Origin of the sequence: Streptomyces zaehneri (assembly GCF_032248645.1) — a bacterium.
In the GTDB taxonomy this organism is placed as follows: domain Bacteria; phylum Actinomycetota; class Actinomycetes; order Streptomycetales; family Streptomycetaceae; genus Streptomyces; species Streptomyces coriariae.
Genome location: NZ_JASTTJ010000023.1, coordinates 153,588 through 176,485 on the forward strand (window position 1 = coordinate 153,588; position 22,898 = coordinate 176,485).

Genomic DNA, 22,898 nt, shown 5'->3' on the forward strand with positions numbered 1-22,898 from the left:
GTCACTGGTCCCAGAGCGCCCCGAGCGTCACCAGCTCCCCCTGGTACTCGATCCGGTCCGCCCACGCCGTCGGCCAGGCGTCGGCCCCGGCGTACGCGCCCGCGAAGGCGCCCGCCAGACAGGCGATGGAGTCGGAGTCCCCGGAGGAGCAGGCGGCCCGGCGCAGCACGGTCACCGGCTCGTCCGGGAAGAGCAGGAAGCACAGCAGACCGGTCGCCATGGCCTCCTCGGCGATCCACCCCGCCCCCGTGGCCAGGCACGGGTCGGTCTCGGGCGCGGGGTCGCGCAGCGCCTCCTGGAGTCGCTCCAGCACGCCGAGGCACTCGTCCCAGCCACGCGCGATGAAGTGCTCCGGGGTGGGGTCCTGGCTGCGGGTCCACAGGTCGCCGAGCCAGCGGTGGTGGTATCGGGAACGGTTGTCGACGGCGTAGGCCCTCAGGAGCCCGACCAGGGCCGCCGGTTCGGCACCCTGGGTGAGCAGCCGTACGGCGTGGGCGGTGAGGTCGGAGGCGGCGAGCGCGGTGGGGTGCCCGTGGGTGAGGGCGGACTGGAGCTGGGCGGCACCGGCGCGCTGCTCCTCGCTGAGCCCGGGGACGAGTCCGACGGGTGCCACGCGCATGTTGGCGCCACAGCCCTTGGAACCGATCTGACTGGCGTCCTGCCAGCCGCGGTTCTCGTCCCTGAGCAGGCTGCACGCCGTCAGGCAGGTCCGCCCGGGGGCCCGGTTGTTGTCGGGCGACTGATACCAGTCCACGAACTCCGCGCGCAGCGGGTGCGCGAGCGACGTCGGCACGAGCAGCCCCCGGTCCATGGCGGTCCGCAGGGCTCGGCCCACGGCGAGGGTCATCTGGGTGTCGTCGGAGACGAAGGCGCGCTTCGGCAGTTCCATCTCCCGCCAGGGCCCGCACTTGGCGAGGATCGACGCAACGTCGTTGAACTCGGTCGGAAACCCGAGCGCGTCCCCGAGCGCGAGTCCCAGCAGGGACCCGGTGGCCCGCTTCCTGACGGTGGTGGAGGTGGTCATGCGGATCGTCCTTCCCGGGGCGGTCGCAGCAGGGGCGGGTGGAGCGCGGTGGCGGCGCCCGCCCGGTAGAGGGCGGCGGGCTTGCCGCGGCCGCCGGTGAGGCGCGCGCCGCCGGGCACGGGCTCGACGAAGCCCGGGGTGGCGAGCACCTTGCGGCGGAAGTTGGGCCGGTCCAGGCCGGTCCCCCACACCGTCTCGTAGACCTGCTGGAGCTCGCCGAGGGTGAACTCGGGCGGGCAGAAGGCCGTGGCGAGGCAGGTGTACTCGAGTTTGGCGCCGACCCGGTCGTGGGCGTCGGCCAGGATCCGGTCGTGGTCGAAGGCGAGCGGCTTCACGTCGTCGTACGGCAGCCAGCGCGCCTGGGCCGCGTCGCCGCCGCCCGTCGGTTCGGGGGCGTCGGGCAGCAGCGCGGCGAAGGCGACGGACACGACCCGCATCCGGGGGTCGCGGCCGGGTTCGCTGTAGGTGCGCAGCTGCTCGAGGTGCAGTCCGGAGACGTCCTTGAGGCCGGTCTCCTCGGCGAGTTCCCGACGGGCGGCGGTCTCCGCGGACTCGTCCGGCAGCACGAAGCCCCCCGGCAGCGCCCACCGGCCGGCGTACGGCTCCTGACCGCGTTCGACGAGCAGTACGTGCAGGGTGCCCGCGCGGAGCGTGAGGACGGCGAGGTCGACGGTGACGGCGAAGGGTTCGTGGGCGTACTTGTCGTAACCCGGCACGACGAACACCCCCTCTTAATAGTCACCACGACTATAAAAAGGGGGTGCGGTCACACACAAGCCCTGGGAGCTTCAGGAGTCCCTAAAGCTCGACTTCCTTCATCAGCATGCCGACCTCGGTGTTGGACAGCCGGCGCAGCCAGCCCGACTTCTGGTCGCCCAGGGTGATCGGGCCGAAGGCGACGCGGACCAGCTTGTCGACCGGGAAGCCGGCCTCCGCCAGCATCCGGCGCACGATGTGCTTGCGGCCCTCGTGCAGGGTCACCTCGACCAGGTAGTTCTTGCCGGTCTGTTCGACGACCCGGAAGTGGTCCGCCTTCGCGTACCCGTCCTCCAGCTGGATGCCGTCCTTCAGACGCTTGCCCAGGTCACGCGGGATGGGACCCACGATGTGCGCGAGGTAGACCTTCTTCACGCCGTACTTGGGGTGGGTCAGCCGGTGCGCCAGCTCGCCGTGGTTGGTGAGCAGGATGACGCCCTCGGTCTCGGTGTCGAGCCGCCCGACGTGGAACAGCCGCGTCTCGCGGTTGGTCACGTAGTCACCGAGGCACTGACGGCCCTCGGTGTCCTCCATCGTGGAGACGACGCCGGCCGGCTTGTTCAGCGAGAAGAACTGGTACGACTGGGTGGCGACCGTCAGGCCGTCGACCTTGACCTCGTCGTTCTCCGGGTCGACCCGCTTGCCCTGCTCCAGGACGATCTCGCCGTTGACCTCGACCCGCGCCTGCTCGATCAGCTCCTCGCAGGCGCGCCGGGAGCCGTAGCCCGCGCGCGCGAGGACCTTCTGCAGCCGCTCGCCCTCCTGCTCGGCGCCCGGGAAGGTCTTGGGCAGCTTCACTTCCTTCTTGCCGGCGTACCGGTCCCGGTTGCGCTCCTCGGCGCGCGTCTCGTACTCGCGGGAGCGCGCCGGCTCCGTGCGTCCGCCGCGCTGCTGGCCCTGCCTGGGGCCGCCCTTGGCGCCGCCCCGGGCCGCACCGCCGCGCCCGGCCTTCGGGCCCTCGTGGGTGGCGCCGGGGCCCACGTCGTAGCGACGCTCCTCGGGACGGGGCTTGCTCGGACGCTTCGGCCTGTCGTCACGGCCCCCCGCGCCCGTCGGCCTGTCGTCGCGACCGCCCGAGCCGCCCCTCGACCGGTCGTCACGGCCTCCGGAAGCGCCCCTCGACCGGTCGTCGCGGCCTCCGGAGCCGCCCCTCGGCTGGGGACCGCCCCCGCCGGTCCCCCTGGGCTTGCCGCGCCCGTTGTTCCTGCCACTGCCGCTGCCACTGCTTCGCATCAAAGTTCCGTCGTCGTCGTGTCGTCTGCATCTGCATCCGGTGCGTCCGGATCGAACGACGGGACCCCTTCCAGCATCTCGGCCTCGATCGCCTCCGCCTCGGGGAGAAAGGGCGCGAGCTCCGGGAGCTCGTCCAGACCGCGCAGGCCCATCCGCTCCAGAAAGTAGTTCGTCGTCACGTACAGGATCGCACCTGTTTCGGGTTCCGCGCCCGCCTCCTCGACCAGACCGCGCTGGAGCAGGGTGCGCATCACGCCGTCGCAGTTCACTCCGCGCACCGCGGAGACCCTGCTGCGGCTGACCGGCTGGCGGTACGCGACGACCGCCAGGGTCTCCAGCGCCGCCTGCGTGAGCCGGGCCTGCTGTCCGTCCAGCACGAAGCCCTCGACGGCCGCGGCGTACTCGGGCCGGCTGTAGAACCGCCAGCCGCCGGCGATGAGCCTGAGCTCGAAGCCGCGCCCCTGCACGGTGTACTCGTCGGCCAGCTCGCGCAGCGCGTCCGCGATCCTGCGCCGGGGCCGCTGGAGGATCTTCGCGAGGTGTTCCTCGGTCGCGGGCTCGTCGACGACCATCAGGACGGCCTCCAGGGCCGGCTTGAGGTCGAGTGCGGCGACGGTCTCCTCGGTCACGTCTTCGTCTCCTTCTCGGGCTCCTCGGGCGGCCGGTCGAACTCGTCCGTGACCATCGGCCGCGCGTCCCCGTCCCCGCCGGTCCAGCGCACCAGCAGCTCACCGAGGGCGGTCTCCTGGTCGAGCGCGACCGCCTTCTCCCGGTAGAGCTCGAGCAGCGCGAGGAAGCGGGCCACGACGGTGAGGGTGTCCTCGGTGTCCGCCACCAGCGTGCGGAAGCTGGCCTCGCCGAGTTCCCTGAGCCGCGCGACGACGATCCCGGCCTGCTCCTGCACGCTCACCAGCGGTGCGTGGATGTGGTCGACGTAGACCTGCGGTTTCGCCCGGGGCTGCATCGCCTTGACCGCGAGCCTCGCGAACCCCTCCGGGCCGATGCTGATGACGACCTCGGGCAGCAGTTCCGCGTGGTGCGGTTCGAGACCGACGGTACGGGGGTAGCGCCGGGCCTCGCTCTCCAGCCGGTGCGTGAAGATGTCGGCGACCCGCTTGTAGGCCCGGTACTGGAGCAGCCGGGCGAACAGCAGGTCCCGGGCCTCCAGCAGGGCCAGGTCGGCCTCGTCCTCGACCTCCGCTGCGGGCAGCAGCCGGGCCGCCTTGAGATCGAGCAGCGTGGCGGCCACGACAAGGAACTCGGTCGTCTGGTCCAGGTCCCAGTCGGGACCCATCGCCCGGATGTGCGCCATGAACTCGTCGGTCACCTTCGACAGCGCGACCTCGGTGACGTCCAGCTTGTGCTTGGAGATCAGCTGGAGCAGCAGATCGAAGGGCCCCTCGAAGTTGGCGAGGCGGACCTTGAAAACACCGTCGGGAACTTCCTCGGCGACTTCCTCGGGAGCTTCCTGGGACGCGGGAACGGATTCCGGACCCACGGACTCCGCTACACCGGATTCCGGCACCGCCTCGGATGCGACCGATTCCGGGTCCGCGGGCTCCGGGTCCGCGGGTACGACGGCTTCCGGGTCCGCGGGCTCCGGACCTACGGGTTCCGGGTCTACGGCTTCCGGTACGGCGGGTTCCGGTTCAACGGAGTCCGGCTCGACGGCATCCGGCTCGGCCAGGTCCGGTACGACGGGATCCAGTGCGGGTTCCGGTCTCGCCGGCCCGGGCTCCGGCCCGGCTGGGGCCGGCGCCGTCCCGGGCCCCCGCCCCAGCGCACGCCGGCGGCCGGCTGCCGCGCCGGAGCCGGGGACGGGAACGTCGTTCGAGGTCATGGCCCTCGCAGGCTACCGCTACCGCCCGCGAAGTCGTCGGACGAGGATGCTGGCGTCCCCGCGGCTCTCCAGGTCGGCGAGGACCACGGCGACCGCCTCGCGGACGATGCGACCCCGGTCCACGGCCAGCCCGTGCTCGCCGCGGAGCACCAGCCGGGCGTGCTCCAGATCCATGAGCTCCTCGGCGGAGACGTAGACGGTGATCTTCTCGTCGTGTCGCTCCCGGCCACTGGGCCTGCGGGACGCCTGCCGTCCGCGTTTGCGCGACTGGCCGTCGGCGGAGGCAGAACCTTCCTGCTGCGGGCCCTGGCGCCGTTCGGAGCGCTCCCCGGGGGCGCCCCGGGTACGGGACTCCCCGGCGTCGCCCTGGCCCGCGTCGGTCGCCACGTGCTCGGCGCCCTCGCCGTCACCGCCCTGCGCGGGCACGGCCTGCGGCGCGTCCTCCGCGCCGCCGGCCGCCACCCCGTCGCTCTCGCCGGCCGGAGCCGGCACCCGGGCCTCGCCGTTGGCGGGGCGCCGGGGCGCGGACGGCTGAAGCGCCATTCCCCCTGTCGTACGGAAGAGTTCGTCGGCCCCCGGCAGACTCACTCGGCGTGACACCGGGCGAGCACCTCCCTGGCGAGCTGGCGGTAGGCGGCGGCGCCGACGGAGTTGGAGGCGTACGTGGTGATCGGCTCACCGGCGACCGTGGTCTCCGGGAAGCGGACCGTGCGCCCGATGACCGTGTGGTAGACGTGGTCGTCGAAGGCCTCGACGACCCGCGCGAGCACCTCACGGCTGTGCACGGTGCGCGAGTCGTACATCGTGGCGAGGATCCCGTCGAGTTCCAGTTCCGGGTTGAGCCGTTCCTGGACCTTCTCGATGGTCTCGGTCAGCAGCGCCACACCCCGCAGGGCGAAGAACTCGCACTCCAGCGGCACGATCACCTTGTGAGCGGCCGTCAGGGCGTTGACGGTGAGCAGGCCGAGCGAGGGCTGACAGTCGATGACGATGTAGTCGTAGTCGTCCATCAGCGGCTTGAGCGCACGCTGGAGCGTGGACTCGCGCGCGACCTCGGAGACCAACTGGACCTCGGCGGCCGACAGGTCGATGTTGCTGGGCAGCAGGTCCATGTTCGGGACCGCTGTCTTCAGGAGCACCTCGTCCGCCGCCATGCCCCGCTCCATGAGCAGGTTGTAGACGGTGAGGTCGAGCTCCATCGGATTGACGCCGAGACCGACCGACAGCGCGCCCTGCGGGTCGAAGTCCACGAGCAGCACGCGCCGACCGTACTCCGCGAGTGCGGCACCCAGGTTGATGGTCGACGTCGTCTTGCCCACGCCGCCCTTCTGGTTGCACATCGCGATGATCGTCGCGGGGCCGTGCTGGGTCAGCGGGCCCGGGATCGGGAAGTACGGCAGCGGGCGTCCGGTCGGACCGACGCGCTCACGGCGCTGTCGGGCCGCGTCGGGCGCGAGCGTGGCCGCGTACTCCGGATCCGGCTCGTACTCGGCATCGGGATCGTAGAAATGCCCTTCGGGCAGTTCGTCGTAGTCGGCGAAGTGGTTGCGGGGCGCGCCACTTCCGTCGCCGGCCATGGCGTTCACGTGATGGCCATCCATGCTCTGGTGTGCTGACAGAGCCACATGGGTGCTGCGCTGGCTCTGGTGGGCTGCGAAGGTTCGGACAGCGACGGAGCCGACAGCCTCGGGCCCCGCGGAGACCTGGGCCCGCGTCGGCATTCCTGGTTGACCACCCCCGGGAGCAAATGTCGACTCATTCACAAGTCGTCTTACCTCCTTGGTGACCAGGAAACTTCTAGACAAGGTCAGCGTGGCACCATGCCGACAGTCGGCGACTCTATGGCGTGTCGGGTGTTCGCAGCAACACAATCCGCCGGACCCGGCCCGATGTGTCGGCAATGAAACATCCCGCTGTCAAGGGCGTACGACCGTCGCACGGCAGGTTTCGCCGGTGTACGAATCGGTCGAAGCGTTACGTTCGAGGCGAGTTGGCCGAGAGCCGCAAAGTGACCATACACACATCCGGCCGGACCTTGTCGGGCAAGGTCCGGCCGGGTGTGCGGGGTTGACGACCCGTGTTGACGTATCGCCTTTTCCCTCGGGGTTACTTGGCCGATCGGCTCGGCGCGACGGCTCAGCCGAGCAGCTGGTCGAGCTCCATGTGCTCCAGGCCGTGCGCCTCCGCGACCTCACGGTAAACAACCTTGCCGTCATGGGTGTTGAGGCCCCTGGCCAGCGCGGCATCGCGGCGCAGCGCCTCCACCCAGCCCTTGTCGGCGAGTTCGACGATGTACGGCAGCGTGGCGTTGGTGAGCGCGTAGGTGGAGGTGTTGGGGACCGCGCCGGGCATGTTGGCGACGCAGTAGAAGACCGACTCGTGGACCGGGAAGGTCGGCTCGGCGTGCGTGGTCGGACGGGAGTCCTCGAAGCAGCCGCCCTGATCGATCGCGATGTCGACAAGGACACTTCCCGGCTTCATCCGGGACACGAGCTCGTTGGTGACCAGCTTGGGGGCCTTGGCGCCCGGGATGAGGACGGCGCCGATGACGAGGTCGGCCTCGAGGCAGGCCTTCTCCAGTTCGAAGGCGTTGGAGACGACCGTCTGGATCTTCGTACCGAAGACCTTGTCGGCCTCCTTGAGCTTGTTGATGTCGCGGTCGAGCAGCGTCACGTGGAAGCCCATGCCGATGGCGATCTGCGCCGCGTTCCAGCCGGACACACCGCCGCCGATGACGACCGCCTTCGCGGCCAGCACGCCCGGCACACCGCCGGGCAGCACACCGCGGCCGCCGTTGGCGCGCATCAGGTGGTAGGCGCCGACCTGAGGGGCCAGCCGGCCCGCGACCTCGGACATCGGGGCGAGCAGCGGCAGCGCGCGGTTCGGCAGCTCGACGGTCTCGTAGGCGATCGCCGTGGTGCCGGACTCGACCAGGGCGTCCGTGCACTCCTTGGACGCGGCCAGGTGCAGGTAGGTGAAGAGCGTCTGGTCCTTGCGGAGGCGGTGGTACTCCTCGGCGATGGGCTCCTTGACCTTCAGCAACAGGTCCGCGGTGGCCCACACCTCGTCAGCGGTCTCGAGGATGCGTGCGCCGGCGGCCACGTACTCCTCGTCCGTGATGGACGAGCCGACACCGGCGCCTCGTTCGACGACGACCTGGTGGCCGTGGCGCACCAGCTCGTGCACACCGGCGGGGGTGATGGCCACCCGGAACTCGTTGTTCTTGACCTCGCGGGGGATGCCGACCTTCACGTCGATCACGGTCCTTGGCTCAGTAGATGTGGGGGCACAGCAAAGACATACCCGGAGATACAGGGCGCACCGGGATGCACCGCAGGAGAACGAGCGGCAGAGCCAGTCTAATGAAGGTGTTCCCGCTGTCTAGCCTTTCATTGCATCAATCTTCAGCGGGTGTACTACGGATTTCGTAGGTGTTAGCGCGGTGTTCCGGTAGATCAGGCCGTTCCGGCCCTGTCACCGGCCCCGGTCCTGGCCCTGGCTCCGGCCCCGACTCGGGCCGCGACTCCGGCTCCGGTTCCGCTACCGGTGCCGATTCCGCTTCCGCTTGCGTTTCGGACGACCGACGTTCCGGCTCCGGATCGCGGTTCGGGAACTCCTCTCCCAGGATGCGCTCGGCCGCGCTGCGGTGCAGGCCGGCCGCCACCGGGTCGCCGAGGCGCTCCAGGGTGTCGGCCAGCCTCAGCTGCACCGCGGCCTGCAGACGCGTGTCCTCGGCGCGCCCCGCCCACTCCACCGCCTCCTGGCAGGTGCGCAGCGACTCCTCGGGGCGCCCCGCGTACTCCTGGACCCGGGCCAGCTCGCTCAACGCCCGCGCGTACGCGCCGACGTCGCCGTTCTTGCGGTGCCCGGCGGCCGCGGCCCGCCAGGCCCGCTGTGCCTCGCCGTAGCGGCCCGCGTAGGTGTGCGCGGTCGCGATACGGCCGTAGAGCCGGGCGGCGTCGGCGCGCTCGTCGCGGGCCAGCCGCTGGGCGAGGGCCCGTCCGAACCAGTCGGCGGCCCGGTCGTAGTCCTCGAGCTCCAGATGCGCGCCGCCTACGGATTCCATCGCGCGACCGATCGCATACGGGTCGTTCGCCTCGCGTCCGGCGTCGAGAGCGGCCCGGTAACGCACCAGGGCCTCCGCCGTGCGGCCGGTCCTGGCGTCGACGTCGGCGAGGTTCAGCAGGGCGGCGGCCTTCTCGCGGGGCAGGTTCCGCCGCTCGGCCACGTCCAGGACGAGCTGGTGGACGCCGTACAGGTCGGGCGCCGCCGCCTGGGTGCCGAAGTGCGCGACCATCGCCCTGACCAGCTGGGACATCAGACGGCGGGCCAGGGTGTCCAGCTCGCCGTCGGCGACCGCCAGCCGGGCCGAGGCGAGCAGGGCGGGCCGGCGCACCCGCAGCCACTCGGCGGCCGCGCGCGGGGTGGGGAAGCGCAGGGCGCTGGGCATGCCCTGGAGTTTCTCGCGGGCCTGGGGATTGTCGGTCTCGGTGATGGCCCGGCAGGACTGGAGCAGCCGCACCGTCCGCTCCAGCATGCGGGCGCGGGCCAGCTGGAGCTCGGCCGGGCGGTCGTGGCTCTCGGCGGCGGCGCGCAGCAGCGGATACAGGCAGGCGGGCACTTCGTACTGGGACAGCGCGGAGTCCAGGGACCGCAGCAGACCCAGGGCCGCGAGGTCGTCCAGGGTGGTGCGGGCGGCTCCCACCGAGCAGCCGGCGAGCGCGGAGGCGGTGTGCGGGTCCGCCAGGCCTGCCGGGGCCAGGCAGAGCAGTCGCAGTATCCGGGCGGCGGGGGCGGGCAGCGTGGCGTGCACGAGCCGGAAGACCCGGCTGAGCGGGGAGCCCTCGTCGCCCTCCGCGTGGAGCTGCTTGGCGAGGTCGGCGACGGCCGCCTTCGGGCGGGCGGCGAGCCAGCCGCCCGCCAGGGTCAGCGCGGTCGGCTGGCCCTGGCATGCCTCCACGAGGCCCTCGGCGGAGCGCGGGTCGACGGTGATGCGGACCGAGCCGGTGTGCCGGCTCAGCAGTTCGAGGGCCGACTTGGTGTCCAGGCCGCCCAGGGTGCAGGGGCGGACGTCCGCGATGCCGGTGAGCGGCCCGCCGGAGACGGCGACGAGGAGGCACTGCGGGGTGTCCGGGAGCAGCGCGTCGACCTGTTCGGCGCCGGCCGCGTCGTCGAGCAGGAGCAGGACGCGGCGCTCCGCGAGGGTCTGACGGAGGAGGGCCGCGAGATCGTCCTCGTGGGCGCCCGGCGGGGTCGGCACGTCCAGTGCGGTGAGCAGTTCACGGGCGGCCCGCTCGACCGGCACGGGCGTGCCGTCGGGCTCGGCGAGGCGGGCGCGCAGGACACCGTCCCGGTAGTCGCCGGCGACCTGCCGGACGAGTTCCTCGGCGAGCGCCGTACGCCCGGAGCCGGGCCGCCCGGCGATGAGGAGCACGCGCGCGCGTGGCGCCTTCTTCCCGGAGATGGTGTCCAGCCCCGCGCGCTCGATGTCGGCGCGCAGTTCTTTCAACTCCCGCGCTCTGCCCAGGAAATGGCCCTCTGTCGCAGCGTGTCCCGACAGCTGCAAGCCGCCTGTGTCCACTGCCTGATCCGTCACGGGCCACACTCCCGTCCCACCGCACGCGCAAGCCCGCCGGGACTCCGGATCGGGCGATTCCAGAGCCTAGTTCACGCTCTGCGACGTTCCGGGTGGAGTACGGCGGGCACCGCCGAGACGTCCCTCGATCGGATCAGCCGATCGTCACACCGGACGGCGGCAGGAGGGCCTCAGAGGACAGCTTCACGCGGGACGGCCTCGCGCGGTGCCGCTCCATGAGGGGCCGCTGCATGAGCGGCGGCCGGCTGCGGGTCGGCCGCATGCGGGACCGCCTCGGGACGGCGGCGGAGGGTGTCACGCCTCGAACGGGCGCGCAGGCCAAGGCGCCTCGGCCGGGCGCAGCGCGTCGAGCCCGTCGCCGGTACGCGCGGCGACCAGGGAGAGGACGCCCACGACGAGGCAGTTGCTGTGCACGTCGCCCGCGAGCACACCGCGGACCAGCTCCTCGACCGGCACCCGCGCGTGCTCCATGTCGGCCTCCTCGTCCTCCACGGCGAAGCGCTCCCCGTCGGCCTCGGACAGGTCGCGGGCCAGGAAGATGCGCACCGACTCGTCACAGCCGCCCGCGGTGGGGTAGACGTCGGTCAGCACCCGCCAGTCCTCGGCCTTGACGTGCGCCTCCTCGTACAGCTCGCGCTGGGCGGCGTGCAGCGGGTTCTCGCCGGGCACGTCGAGCAGACCGGCCGGGATCTCCCACAGCTTCTGCCCGACGGGGTGACGGTACTGCTTGATGAGCAGGACACGACCCTCCCCGTCGAGAGCGAGGACGGCCACGGAACCCGGGTGGACCTGGAAGTCCCGGCGGACCACCGAACCGTCGGGCATGACCACCTCGTCCGTGCGGACGGAGGTCTTGTTGCCGACGAAGGGGGTCTCGCTCGACCGGATCTCCCACGCCTCGGGGGTGTCCTTGATCGTCATGCGGTGCGTCCTTCCACGTGCCACGTGCGCAAACGAAAACCGGAGTGCCCACCCTTGAAGGTTTGCACCCCGGCCACCGTACAACTGGTGTGTTACTTCGAAGCCTTCTCCGCCTCGACGGTCCGCTGGACCGCGGCCTTCACCAGGCCGGCGAACAGCGGGTGCGGACGCGTGGGCCGCGAGCGCAGCTCGGGGTGGGCCTGGGTGGCGACCAGATACGGGTGGACGTCACGCGGGTACTCGACGTACTCGACGAGCTTGCCGTCCGGCGAGGTGCCGGAGAACAGGATGCCCGCCTTCTTCTCGAGCTCCGCCCGGTAGGCGTTGTTCACCTCGTAGCGGTGCCGGTGGCGCTCCTCGACGTACTCCTTGCCGTCGTACACCTCACGGACGATGGAGCCCTCGGCCAGCTTGGCCGGGTACATGCCGAGGCGCATCGTTCCGCCCATGTCGCCCTCGCCGGCCACGATGTCGAGCTGCTCGGCCATGGTGGAGATGACCGGGTGGCCGGTGGCGGGGTCGAACTCGGTGGAGTTGGCGTCGCCGATGTCGGCCAGGTTGCGCGCGGCCTCGATCACGATGCACTGCAGGCCGAGGCACAGGCCGAGCAGCGGGATCCGGTTCTCCCGGGCGTAGCGGATCGCGCCGACCTTGCCGAGCACACCGCGGTCGCCGAAGCCGCCCGGGATGCAGATGCCGTCGACGTCCTCGAGCTGCGCCTTGGCTCCCGCCGGGGTCTTGCAGTCGTCCGACGTGACCCACTTGATCTTCACGCGGGCCTTGTTGGCGAAGCCGCCGGCACGCAGCGCCTCGGTGACCGAGAGGTAGGCGTCGGGCAGGTCGATGTACTTGCCGACCAGGGCGAGGGTGATCTCGTGGTCGGGGTTGTGGACGCGGTCGAGCAGGTCGTCCCAGGTCGTCCAGTCCACATCACGGAACGGCAGGTCCAGCTTGCGGACGACGTAGGCGTCCAGGCCCTCGCCGTGCACGGTCTTCGGGATGTCGTAGATCGAGCGCGCGTCGGGGCAGGCCACCACCGCGTCCTCGTCGACGTCGCACATCAGCGAGATCTTGCGCTTGATGGCGGCCGGCACCTCGCGGTCGGAGCGCAGCACGATCGCGTCCGGCTGGATACCGATGTTCCTCAGCGCCGCGACCGAGTGCTGGGTCGGCTTGGTCTTCAGCTCACCCGAGGGACCGATGTACGGCAGGAGCGAGATGTGCACCACGAAGACGTTGTCCCGGCCCACCTCGTGACGGACCTGGCGGACCGTCTCCAGGAACGGCAGCGACTCGATGTCGCCGACCGTGCCGCCGACCTCGGTGATCACGACGTCGACCTCGTCCGTGGCCATCCGGCGGATGCGGTGCTTGATCTCGTTGGTGATGTGCGGGATGACCTGCACGGTGTCGCCCAGGTACTCGCCACGCCGCTCCTTGGCGATCACCGTCGAGTAGACCTGGCCTGTAGTGACATTGGCGGAGCCGTCCAAGTCGCGATCGAGGAAGCGCTCGTAGTGTCCGATGTCGAGGTCGGTCTCGGCGCCGTCGTTGGTGACGAACACCTCACCGTGCTGGAAGGGGTTCATCGTGCCCGGGTCGACGTTCAGGTACGGGTCGAGCTTCTGCATCACGACGCGCAGACCCCGCGCCTTCAGCAGCATGCCGAGGCTGGAGGCCGTCAGGCCCTTGCCGAGCGAGGAGGCGACACCCCCGGTGACGAAGATGTGCTTGGTCGTCGTGGATTTGGGCGTCATGGCCAAGAGGGGGCTCCCGTGGTCGCGATTCGGAGGTGCGGTTCGGGGGCTTCGAGACCACCGGTCCACGGGCTACCAGGGTATCAGCGCCTCAAGGAGATGGCTTCCGGCCACGCTCCGCACACAGGTCGACACGGGCCGCCCCCGCGCACCGGTTTCTCACCCGTTGCTCACCCGTTCGGCCCACCCGCGTTGTCCGGAGCGGCACGCAGATCATCTACGTGCGTCGTATCCTGCTCGGACACTCGCTGCCGAGCCCGGTCGGCAAGACGGCACACCCCAGTCCGTATCCCCACCGGAACAACGAGAGCTCGTCAGTTCGTTGAGCAGGAATCGGCGTTTTGCCTATATGGCTGAGCGGCTGCTTTGCTTCAGCGCTCAACGACGCATTACAAACGACCCCTTGACCGCACTAGCGACAGCCCCCATTTCACCTTGGGGGTGACGTGGCCGTTCGACTGGAGTTGCACGTGGCCGGGCGCATCGAAGATTACGCACTCATCGGAGACATGCAGACCGCCGCACTGGTCTGCCGGGACGGCACAGTCGACTGGCTGTGCCTGCCCCGCTTCGACTCGCACGCGATCTTCGCAGGTCTGCTCGGCACCGAGGAACACGGGTTCTGGCGCCTCGGCCCCGCGCACGCCTCCGACGCGCCGCCGCCCCGCGCGGCCCGGCGCACCTACCGGGGCGACTCGCTCATCCTGGAGTCCGAGTGGGACACCCCGCGCGGCACGGTCCGGGTGACCGATTTCATGCCTCCTCGCGACGGCGCGCCCCAGCTGATCCGGATCGTCGAGGGCGTCTCGGGCCGCGTCCCGATGCGCTCCGCGCTGCGGATGCGGTTCTCCTACGGACGGGTCGTGCCGTGGGTGCACAAGCACGAGGGCCGCACGGTGGCCGTCGCGGGCCCGGACTCCGTGTGGTTCGACACCGAGTGCGAGACCTACGGGAAGTCGCTGACCACGTACGCGGACTTCACGGTCGCGCCGGGTGACCGGATCGCGTTCACGATCTCTTGGGAGCCCTCGCACAAGGAGCCGCCCGCGCTGCCCGAGCCCGAGCAGTCGCTCCAGGCGACCGAGGACTTCTGGCGCGAGTGGGTCGAGCACTGTACGTACCACGGCCCCTACCGCGAGGCGGTGATCCGCTCGCTGATCACGCTCAAGGCGCTGACCTACGGCCCGACCGGCGGCATCGTCGCCGCGCCCACCACCTCCCTGCCCGAGGACATCGGCGGCGTCCGCAACTGGGACTACCGCTACACCTGGCTGCGGGACGCGGCCATCACGCTGTCCTCGCTGCTGCGCACCGGCTACCGCGAGGAGGCCCGCGCCTGGCGCGAGTGGCTGCTGCGGGCCGTCGCCGGCGACCCCGAGAACCTCCAGATCATGTACGGCATCGCGGGCGAGCGCGAGCTGGGTGAGGCCGAGCTGGACTGGCTGCCCGGCTACGAGAACTCCGGCCCGGTCCGGGTCGGCAACGGCGCCGCGCACCAGCTCCAGCTGGACGTCTACGGCGAGGTCACCGAGGCCCTGCACCTCGGCCACATGACCGGCCTGGCCCGCAACGACTACGCCTCCCTGCTCCAGCTCAAGCTGATCCGCTACCTGGAGCAGCACTGGGACGAGCCCGACGAGGGCATCTGGGAGGTGCGCGGTCCGCGCCGCCACTTCGTGCACTCCAAGGTCATGGCCTGGGTCGCCGTCGACCGCACGATCAAGCTGATCGAGTCCGGCGACGCGGACGGACCGCTGGAGAAGTGGCGCGAGCTGCGCGACGACATCCACCGGGACGTGTGCGAGAAGGGCTACGACAAGGAACGCAACACCTTCACGCAGTCCTACGGCTCCAAGGAGCTGGACGCGTCGCTGCTGCTCATCCCGCAGATGGGCTTCCTGCCCCCGGACGACAAGCGCGTGATCGGCACCATCGAGGCCATCCAGCGCGAGCTGTCCACCCCGGACGGCTTCATCCTGCGCTACCCCACCTCGGGCGGCGACGAGGGCGTCGACGGCCTCCCCGGGGACGAGGGCGCCTTCCTGGCCTGCTCGTTCTGGATGGCGGACGACCTCGCGATGATCGGCCGGGTGGACGAGGCCCGCAAGCTGTTCGAGAAGCTGCTCTCGCTGCGCAACGACCTCGGTCTGCTCGCCGAGGAGTGGGATCCGCGCCTGCAGCGCCAGGTCGGCAACTTCCCGCAGGCCTTCAGCCACGTCCCGCTGATCGACACGGCCCTGCGCCTGACGGCGTCGGGGGCGTACGGCGGCTGAACAGAATCGGCGCCTCCCCGCGGTCGTCGCCGACCGCGGGGAGGCCCCGATTCTCTTACGTCACCTGAAGTCCGCGCTCAAGCGGAGCGCCCCCGCCCTGCTGCGTCTGGCGGCGAGCGTGGGCCGCGCGCGTCCGGCCCGCCCGGCGGCCGCGTCCAGCTGGTCCTCCGCCACCCGACGGCGGCCGCCCCACGCCGGACGGAACTGTCACCCGGACGTCCGCGCAGGTAGCGTCCGCTGCATGGACAGCGGCACGGACCACCGATTCGACAGCCAGAGCGCCGGCATCACCGTGCGACGCGCGCTGGAGCTGCCCGGCCTGCGCAGCGGGCTCCCCGAGATCCTCGCGGGCGCCGACCGGCTGGGCCGCACGGTGCGCTGGGTGCACGCGGGCGAGGTCCCCAACATCGCCTCGCTGCTCAAGGGCGGCGAGCTGCTGCTGACCACGGGCTACGGCCTCGGCACCCGTCCGGCCGAGCAGCGGGCGTTCGTCCGCACGCTGGCCGAGCGGGGCATCGCGGCCCTGGTGATCGAGCTGGGCCCGCGCTTCACCCGGCTGCCCGCGGCCCTGGTCGAGACGGCTCGCACGACCGGGCTCCCCCTGGTCCAGCTGCACCGCGAGGTGCCGTTCGTGACCGTCACGGAGGAGATCCACACCGAGATCGTCAACGGGCACTACGCCCTGCTCCAGCAGGCCGAGGAAGTGCACCGGCGCTGTACCGAAGCGCTGCTCGGCGGGGGCGGGATACCGCAGGTCCTGGGCATCCTGGCGGACTTCGGTGGCAATCCCGTCTTCCTGGAGACGACCGAGGGCCAGCTTCTGTACGCCGCCGGAGCCGGACCCGAGGGCGCGGACCCGCTCCAGGTGTGGGAGGGCCTGCGCGGGCCGCACAAGGACGCGCCGCCGCCCGTCGGGTCGGTACTGGTGGACGTGCCCGGGGGCGGGCCGGGGGCGGGTTCGGTACGCGCCCGGCTCGTGCTGCTGCCCGTGCGCGCCCCTCTCGCACCGGTGCACCGGATCGCCGCCGAACGCGCGGCCGGGATCCTGGCCGTGGTGCTGATGCAGGCCCGCCAGGAGGAGGAGCTGGCGGCACGCGGCCGGGGCGACTTCCTCACCGACCTCGCCGAGGGCCGGATCGCCGCGGAGGACGCTCCGGCGCAGGCGCGCGTCCTCGGTTTCAAGCCGGGCACCGGCCCGCTGCTCCCGGTCGTCATGCGGCTGGGCGACGGCCTCTCCCCCGGCGGGGGCTGGGCGGTACTGGCGCGGGCGGTCGCCGAGGAGCTGGCGTCGGTGGGCGTGCCCGTGCTGCTCGGTGTGCGGCCGGTGGAGGGCCGGGTGCCGTTGCTGCTGGGCCTGCGGTCGGATTCGGAGCGCTCGGCGGTGGCGGACCGGGTCGCCGCGGCACTGCGGGCCGGGGTGGAACGGGCCGGGATGCAGCGGCCGGGGGCCCAGCCTCCGGTGGTGGTGGTCGGGGTGGCGGGCGGCTGGGCGGCCGCCTCGGCGGGTCTCAGACACGCGGCGGAGACGGCGACCGCCGCGCAGGGCCTGTCCGACCGCCCCTGGTACGACGCCCGTCGCCTGGACATCGACCTCCTGCTGTGGCGGCTGCGCGACCATCCCGACCTGGCGGCCTTCGTGGACCGCGCGATCGGCCCGGTCCGCGACCACGACCACCGCTCCAAGCCGCCCCTGCTGCCCACCCTGGAGACCTACCTCGCACACGCGGGCCGCAAGGCGGAGACGGCCCGCGAGCTGCATCTGAACCGCCAGACGCTGTACAACCGCCTCGCCCGCATCGGCGAGTTGCTCGGCACCGACCTCGACGACCCGCAGACCGTCCTGGCGTTGAGCCTGGCGCTGCGGGCGCGGCGGCACGTGGCGTGAGGGCTCAGATCATCGGCTGGGGCTGCGTCAGTTCGTCGTAGACGCTGAGGACCTGGGCGACGGTCTCGTCCTCGGTGGGCCAGCCGGACGCCTGCCGGGTGCCCAGGTCCCGGAGCTGTTCGGCCCGTTCGGGGTCGTCGAGGAGGCGTACGGCGGCCGCCGCGAAGGCTCCCGGGTCGTGCGGCGGGACCAGTTCGGCCGCGTCGCCGACGAGTTCGCGGATGCCGCCGGTCAGGGCGGCGACGAGCGGCACACGCGCGTGCAGGGCCTCCTGGGCCAGGACCGACCGGGACTCCCCGCCGCCGGGCAGCAGCGCGAGGTCGGTGGCGGCGAGCAGTTCGCTCACGTCGTCGCGGCGCCCCAGCAGCCGGACGGGCAGCTCCTCCTCCTCGATGCGGCGCTGGAGCTCCGCCCGCTGCGGCCCCTCCCCCGCCACCACGACCAGCGGCACGGGGTCGAGGCCGCGCCACACCCGCGCGGCGTCCAGCAGCAGGCCGTGACCGCGATGACCGTCCAGGGGCCCGACGGCCGTGAACAACGGGCGCCCTATGGCGCCGAGTTCGGCCCGCAGCTTCGAGGACGGCCGCTCGGACTCGTCGTTCCCCTCCGTCCGGCGGGGCCGGGGCAGCGCGACGGCGGCGAGCCGTGCGTCGCGTGCGCCGGTCCTGCGGGCCCGGTCGACGAGGTCGGAGGTGGTGCCGAGGACCACGGTCGCCGTCCTCGCGACCCGCCGTTCCAGCAGCCGCAGCAGATGGGCGCGGGCCCCCTCGGCGTGCGCGCGGTTGTGCCAGGTAACGATGAGCGGGGTGCGCCGGCCGCTGAGTGCCAGGACGGCCCGGAACGAGGCGTGCAGTCCGTGGGCGTGGACGAGGTCGGCGTCCGTGCAGGCCGCCCGGAGCGCCGCCACGGATCCCGGATCGCTGCTGCGCGGCACGTGCACGTGTTCGGCTCCGGCCCCCGTGAAGTCGTAGGAGTCATCCGCCTCGCCGGGGGCGCACACCGTCACCCGCACGCCCCGCGCGACGAGCCCCGCTGCCAGGGAACGCACGTGCGCGCTGCTGCCGGCGTTGCCGCCGCCCAGCACCTGCACGGTGCGCAGCGACGACTGGCCGTGCGGTGAGTGGCTGCTCACGTGGCCGGGGCTCCTGGTTCGGCGTCGGACGGTCACGAAGGAACGTACAGAGGGACCGGGCGGAGGGGTGGACCGCTGGCGTTCCTCCACGTACTACGCCCAAGGATGCCAGCACGTACGGGTGTTCCGTGCCGCCGAGCGCCCTGACACCCGGTCACAGGGTCCCGTTCATCACTCACACGGGTGAGAGAAGCCGGGGTTCTGTTCGATTACCCGAGCACTGACCTCGCCACCTCACCCACCTGCCCCCGCAGACCCCGGCAAGCACGGCGCCCGGGACGGTTCCGTCCATCCGCGAGCACGGCGGCCGGGGGTGGCGGCAGGCACGGCGACGGGCCGGAGTTCCGCCCGTCGGACCTCCGTCGGACCTCCGTCGGACCCTCGCCGCCCCCCGGGCGGGCCCGCCGTCACCGCGAACGCCGAGCCCCGTCCCCTCGGGGGTGGACGCGCCTCACCCTCAGGAACGGCCGACGGCCGCCCGGCACCAGGACCGGAAGGGCCGGCTCCGGCCGGCGCTAGCCGTCCGCGCGGGCCGTGGCCAGCAGCTCCTCGGCGTGTGCCCGGGCCGTCTCGGAGTCCTCCTGGCCGGCGAGCATCCGGGACAGCTCCCGGATGCGGTCCTCGCCCTCCAGGACCTTCACGCCGGACCGGGTCACCGACCCGTCGTTGGTCTTCTCGACCAGCAGCTGCCGGTCGGCGAAGGCGGCGACCTGCGGAAGGTGGGTGACCACGACGACCTGAGCGGTCTTGGCGAGCCGGGCCAGGCGCCGCCCGATCTCGACCGCCGCCTTGCCGCCCACCCCCGCGTCGACCTCGTCGAAGAGATACGTCGGGACGGGATCCGTTCCCGCGAACACGACCTCGACGGCCAGCATCACGCGCGAGAGCTCACCGCCGGACGCGCCCTTGGCGATGGGCCGCGGCGGCGCGCCCGGGTGCGGGGCGAGCAGCAGCTCGACCTCGTCCGCACCGGCCGGCCCGTAGGCGACCGGACGTCCGCCGACCTCGACGCCCTCCGGGTCCTCGGTCTGCCTGATGTCGAACGACACGCGCGCGTGCGGCATGGCGAGAGAGGCCAGCTCGGCGGTCACGGCGGCGGCGAACCGCTCGGCGGCGTCCGCGCGCGCGTCCGTCAGCGCCTGCGCGAGACCGCCGAGTTCGCCGCGCAGCGCGTCCCGTTCGGCGGTCAGCTCGTCGATGCGCTCGTCGTCGCCGTCCAGCTCGGTGAGCCGGGCGGCGCTCTGCTCGGCCCAGACGAGCACGGAGGCGACGTCCTGCCCGTACTTGCGGGTGAGCGCGGTGAGCGCGGCCCGCCGCTCCTCGACGGCCGACAGCCGCAGCGGATCGGCGTCGAGGTCGTCGGCGTACCCCGCGAGCTCGCCCGCCACATCGCCCAGCAGGATCCCGATCTCCCCGATCCGGTCGGCGAGCGCGGCCAGCGCCGGATCGTGCGACCTGACGGCCTCCAGGGCCCGCTGCGCGCCCGCGACGAGCGTGGTGGCCTCGATGCCCTCGGGGTCCTCCGGATTACCGGCGAGGGCGGCGTGGGCGGCCGTGGCGGCGGACGACAGCGCTTCCGCGTGCCCGAGCCGCTCGGCCTCCTCCGCCAGCTCCACGTCCTCCCCGGCGCGCGGTTCGACGCCGGCGATCTCGTCGAGCCCGAAGCGCAGCATGTCGGCCTCCTGGGCCCGCTCACGCGCGCGCGTGACGATCTCCTCCAGCTCGACGGCGACGGCCCGCAGCCGCCGGTAGGCCTCGGTGTACTTGGCGAGCGGCACGGTCACCGCGTCGCCCGCGTACCGGTCGAGCGCCTGTCGTTGCCGGGACTGCTTGAGCAGCCCCTGCTGGTCCGTCTGCCCGTGGACGGCGACCAGCTCGTCGGCGAGCTCGGCGAGCACGCCCATGGGCACGCTCCGCCCGCCCACGTGCGCCCGCGACCGCCCCTCGGCGGAAACGGTACGGCTGATGAGCAACGCCCCGTCGTCGAGCTCGGCCCCGGCCTCCTCGGCCCGTACCACCACCGAGGCGTTCGGGGGCACGGTGATCCGCCCCTCCACGACCGCCTTCTCGGCGCCGATCCGCACGAGCGCGGGATCAGCGCGCCCGCCCAGCAGCAGCCCGAGGCTGGTGACCACCATGGTCTTGCCCGCGCCCGTCTCACCCGTGACAGCGGTGAAGCCTGGCGACAGCTCGACGACAGCGTCGTCGATGACTCCGAGCGACCGTATCCGCATCTCCTCCAACACGGACAAGACCTTACGAGGTCGGGGGGAGGAAGTGCGACGCCCCCCGGCCCCGGAAGGGGAACCCGCAGGTGAAGAATGTGTATCGACGGCGCCGTGTCACCCGGGTGAGTGCGGTCGGACCCGGGGCGCCGACGCGTACGGACCGGCTATTGACGCGCCCCTCGCCAGCCGGATACGGGCAGCGCGAACTTCGCCACCAGCCGGTCCGTGAACGACGCGTGATGCAGCCGGGCCAGCCGGACCGGCACAGCTCCCCGCCGCACCTCCACCCGGGCACCGGCCGGCAGCTCGACGGTCCGCCGCCCGTCGCACCACAGAACGCCCGGCGGAATGTGCGGCAGCACCTCCACCGCGAGCACGGAGTCGGGCGAGGTCACCAACGGCTTCGCGAACAGCGCGTGCGCACTGATCGGCACCATCAGCAGCGCCTCGACCTCGGGCCACACCACGGGCCCGCCGGCCGAGAACGCGTAGGCGGTCGACCCCGTCGGCGTGGACAGCACGATCCCGTCGCACCCGAACCCGGTGACCGGCCGCCCGTCGATCTCCAGCACGACCTCGAGCAGCTTCTCCGCGCCGGCCTTCTGCACGGCCGCCTCGTTAAGCGCCCAGTCGGTGTGCACGATGTCCCCGTTGCGATGCACGACGACGTCGACGGTCATCCGCTCCTCGACCTCGTACGCCTTCGTCACCACCCGGTCGACGACCTTGTCGAGGTCGTCGCGCTCGGCCTCGGCGAGGAAGCCGACGCTCCCGAGGTTGACGCCCAGCATCGGCACCCCGGACGCCCGCGCGAACTCCGCGCCGCGCAGCAGCGTGCCGTCGCCGCCGAGGACGATGAGCAGTTCACACCCCTCCAGGCACTGCGGAGTGGCCTCGGAGACCAGCTCCACCTCCTCGGGCAGCGGCAGGTCGGCGGCCTCGTACTCGAGGACGCGCACCCCGATGCCCTCACGCAGCAGCCCCTTGACGACCAGCTCGGCGCTGCGGATGGCCGCGGGCCGCCCGGTGTGGGCGAGCAGGAAAACAGTACGAGCTCGGTTCTGAGTCAACGCGGCCCCTCCGCAACTGCACGGTCAACGTCGGCCGGGTCGAGGGCAGGCGCCCCGGCCCTGAGCCACAGAAAGTACTCGACATTGCCCGAAGGTCCGGGCAGCGGGCTGGCGGTGACACCCTTCACCCCGAGCCCCAGGTCCCATGCCTTCCCCGCCACACCCCGCACCGCTTCCGCCCGCAGCTGCGGACTCCGTACGACACCCCCGCTGCCGAGCCGTTCCTTCCCCACCTCGAACTGCGGCTTGACCATCATCACCAGGTCCGCGTCCGGCGCGGTGCACCGCGCCAGGGCGGGCAGCACCAGCCCCAGCGGGATGAAGGACAAGTCCCCCACGACAAGATCCACAGGCTCCCCATCGATCGCTTCAAGCGTCAACTCGCGTACGTTCGTACGGTCCTTGACGGTGACGCGTTCATCGCTCTGCAGAGACCACGCGAGTTGTCCGTATCCGACGTCCACGGCGACCACGTGCGCGGCCCCCGCCCGCAGCAGCACATCGGTGAACCCGCCGGTCGACGCGCCGGCGTCCAGCGCCCGCCGCCCCTCCACCAGGAGCCCCTGCGGCACGAACGCGGCCAGCGCGCCGGCGAGCTTGTGGCCGCCCCGGGACACGTAGTCGGGGTCGTCGCCGTCGACGGCGACGACGATCGCGGCCGCCGTCTCGACCTGGGTCGCGGACTTGGTCGCGACCGTCTTGCCGACGCTGACCCGCCCGGCGGCGATCAACTGGCCGGCATGCTCACGCGAGCGCGCGAGCTTGCGGCGGACCAGCTCCGCGTCCAGACGGCGTCGTGCGACTCCTGCCACGTTCGGTTCAGCTCCTGTGTTGGTGTGACGGTCGAGCGGGGTGACCCGGAGGGTCTCATTGCGGGGTGGTGGTCGGGTGACGGGTGGGAGCCGGAGGTCCCGGGCGGGCGTCGAGCGCGGTGAGCGCGTCGCGCAGCCCCCGGTGTACATCCTCGTACACCTCGACGTGTCCGTCGGTGGCGAGGTGGTCGGCGTCCGCCAGCCGGTCCAGCAGCGCGTCCGCCTCCGCGTTGCCGGTGGGGGTCCGCGGGACGCCCAGCGGGGCGGGAGCGGCGGGATCGTGCTCCCGCCGCTCCCGCTCCTGTTCCTCGGGCACGGTCTCCGTCCCCGGCTCCGGCTCCGGCGCTGTGTCGCTCATGCGAAGACGCTAC

General features: G+C 72.0%; 18 protein-coding genes. 2 read left to right on the top strand and 16 right to left on the bottom strand.

Going from position 1 to position 22,898, the window contains the following annotated elements; translation table 11 throughout:
• Position 1: 1 nt before the first annotated feature.
• The 11 genes from QQM72_RS31715 to QQM72_RS31765 form a co-directional block, all read right to left on the bottom strand.
• A complete protein-coding gene (locus QQM72_RS31715; RefSeq protein ID WP_314224278.1) occupies positions 2–1,024 on the bottom strand; it encodes an ADP-ribosylglycohydrolase family protein in 1,023 nt (340 codons plus the stop codon).
• Positions 1,021–1,740 carry an NUDIX hydrolase gene (locus QQM72_RS31720; RefSeq protein ID WP_314224298.1) on the bottom strand — a complete coding sequence of 240 codons (720 nt, stop codon included), beginning with the start codon at positions 1,738–1,740 and terminating at the stop codon, positions 1,021–1,023. Before QQM72_RS31720 ends, QQM72_RS31715 begins: the two co-directional genes overlap by 4 nt.
• Before the next feature lie 82 nt (positions 1,741–1,822).
• The gene (locus QQM72_RS31725; RefSeq protein WP_399079364.1) at positions 1,823–3,016 is read right to left on the bottom strand and encodes a pseudouridine synthase; all 1,194 of its coding nucleotides are present in this window, start codon (positions 3,014–3,016) and stop codon (positions 1,823–1,825) included.
• Positions 3,013–3,585: an SMC-Scp complex subunit ScpB gene (scpB, locus tag QQM72_RS31730; protein WP_230196340.1), complete on the bottom strand. Its 573-nt coding sequence runs from the start codon at positions 3,583–3,585 to the stop codon at positions 3,013–3,015. Before scpB ends, QQM72_RS31725 begins: the two co-directional genes overlap by 4 nt.
• Before the next feature lie 53 nt (positions 3,586–3,638).
• Complete coding sequence (locus QQM72_RS31735; RefSeq protein WP_314224280.1) at positions 3,639–4,853, bottom strand: segregation and condensation protein A; 1,215 nt, start codon at positions 4,851–4,853, stop codon at positions 3,639–3,641.
• Positions 4,854–4,871: 18 nt separating this feature from the next.
• Positions 4,872–5,453, bottom strand: coding sequence for a hypothetical protein (locus QQM72_RS31740; RefSeq protein ID WP_314224281.1), 582 nt, complete (start codon positions 5,451–5,453; stop codon positions 4,872–4,874).
• Positions 5,438–6,574: a ParA family protein gene (locus tag QQM72_RS31745; protein ID WP_189927634.1), complete on the bottom strand. Its 1,137-nt coding sequence runs from the start codon at positions 6,572–6,574 to the stop codon at positions 5,438–5,440. Before QQM72_RS31745 ends, QQM72_RS31740 begins: the two co-directional genes overlap by 16 nt.
• A 415-nt stretch (positions 6,575–6,989) precedes the next feature.
• Positions 6,990–8,114, bottom strand: coding sequence for an alanine dehydrogenase (gene ald, locus QQM72_RS31750; RefSeq protein WP_314224282.1), 1,125 nt, complete (start codon positions 8,112–8,114; stop codon positions 6,990–6,992).
• A 136-nt stretch (positions 8,115–8,250) separates the two neighbouring features.
• A complete protein-coding gene (locus QQM72_RS31755; RefSeq protein ID WP_314224283.1) occupies positions 8,251–10,449 on the bottom strand; it encodes a tetratricopeptide repeat protein in 2,199 nt (732 codons plus the stop codon).
• 294 nt (positions 10,450–10,743) lie between these two features.
• Entirely contained in the window at positions 10,744–11,370 is a 627-nt protein-coding gene (locus QQM72_RS31760) for an NUDIX hydrolase (RefSeq protein WP_314224284.1), read from the bottom strand.
• Positions 11,371–11,462: 92 nt separating this feature from the next.
• Positions 11,463–13,127, bottom strand: a complete 1,665-nt coding sequence (locus tag QQM72_RS31765) for a CTP synthase (protein ID WP_020128157.1) — start codon at positions 13,125–13,127, stop codon at positions 11,463–11,465.
• Positions 13,128–13,597: 470 nt separating this feature from the next.
• Between QQM72_RS31765 and QQM72_RS31770 the strand changes: the two genes are divergently transcribed.
• Positions 13,598–15,400 (top strand): glycoside hydrolase family 15 protein, encoded by a 1,803-nt coding sequence (locus tag QQM72_RS31770; protein ID WP_020128156.1) that lies wholly within the window; start codon positions 13,598–13,600, stop codon positions 15,398–15,400.
• 241 nt (positions 15,401–15,641) lie between these two features.
• On the top strand, positions 15,642–17,285 hold the full coding sequence (locus QQM72_RS31775) for a PucR family transcriptional regulator (protein ID WP_314224285.1): 1,644 nt from the start codon (positions 15,642–15,644) through the stop codon (positions 17,283–17,285).
• Positions 17,286–17,289: 4 nt separating this feature from the next.
• Here the strand turns inward: QQM72_RS31775 and QQM72_RS31780 are convergent, their stop codons facing one another.
• The 5 genes from QQM72_RS31780 to QQM72_RS31800 all read right to left on the bottom strand — a co-directional run bounded on the left by QQM72_RS31780 (position 17,290) and on the right by QQM72_RS31800 (position 22,885).
• Positions 17,290–18,417, bottom strand: coding sequence for a glycosyltransferase family 4 protein (locus QQM72_RS31780; protein ID WP_314224286.1), 1,128 nt, complete (start codon positions 18,415–18,417; stop codon positions 17,290–17,292).
• A gap of 515 nt (positions 18,418–18,932) precedes the next feature.
• Complete coding sequence (gene recN / locus QQM72_RS31785) at positions 18,933–20,651, bottom strand: DNA repair protein RecN (protein ID WP_314224299.1); 1,719 nt, start codon at positions 20,649–20,651, stop codon at positions 18,933–18,935.
• Between the two features lie 158 nt (positions 20,652–20,809).
• Positions 20,810–21,715: an NAD kinase gene (locus QQM72_RS31790; protein WP_314224287.1), complete on the bottom strand. Its 906-nt coding sequence runs from the start codon at positions 21,713–21,715 to the stop codon at positions 20,810–20,812.
• On the bottom strand, positions 21,712–22,527 hold the full coding sequence (locus tag QQM72_RS31795; RefSeq protein ID WP_314224288.1) for a TlyA family RNA methyltransferase: 816 nt from the start codon (positions 22,525–22,527) through the stop codon (positions 21,712–21,714). The genes QQM72_RS31790 and QQM72_RS31795 overlap by 4 nt, the downstream gene beginning before the upstream one ends.
• A 55-nt stretch (positions 22,528–22,582) precedes the next feature.
• Positions 22,583–22,885, bottom strand: coding sequence for a hypothetical protein (locus QQM72_RS31800; protein WP_314224289.1), 303 nt, complete (start codon positions 22,883–22,885; stop codon positions 22,583–22,585).
• Between the last annotated feature and the right edge of the window lie 13 nt (positions 22,886–22,898).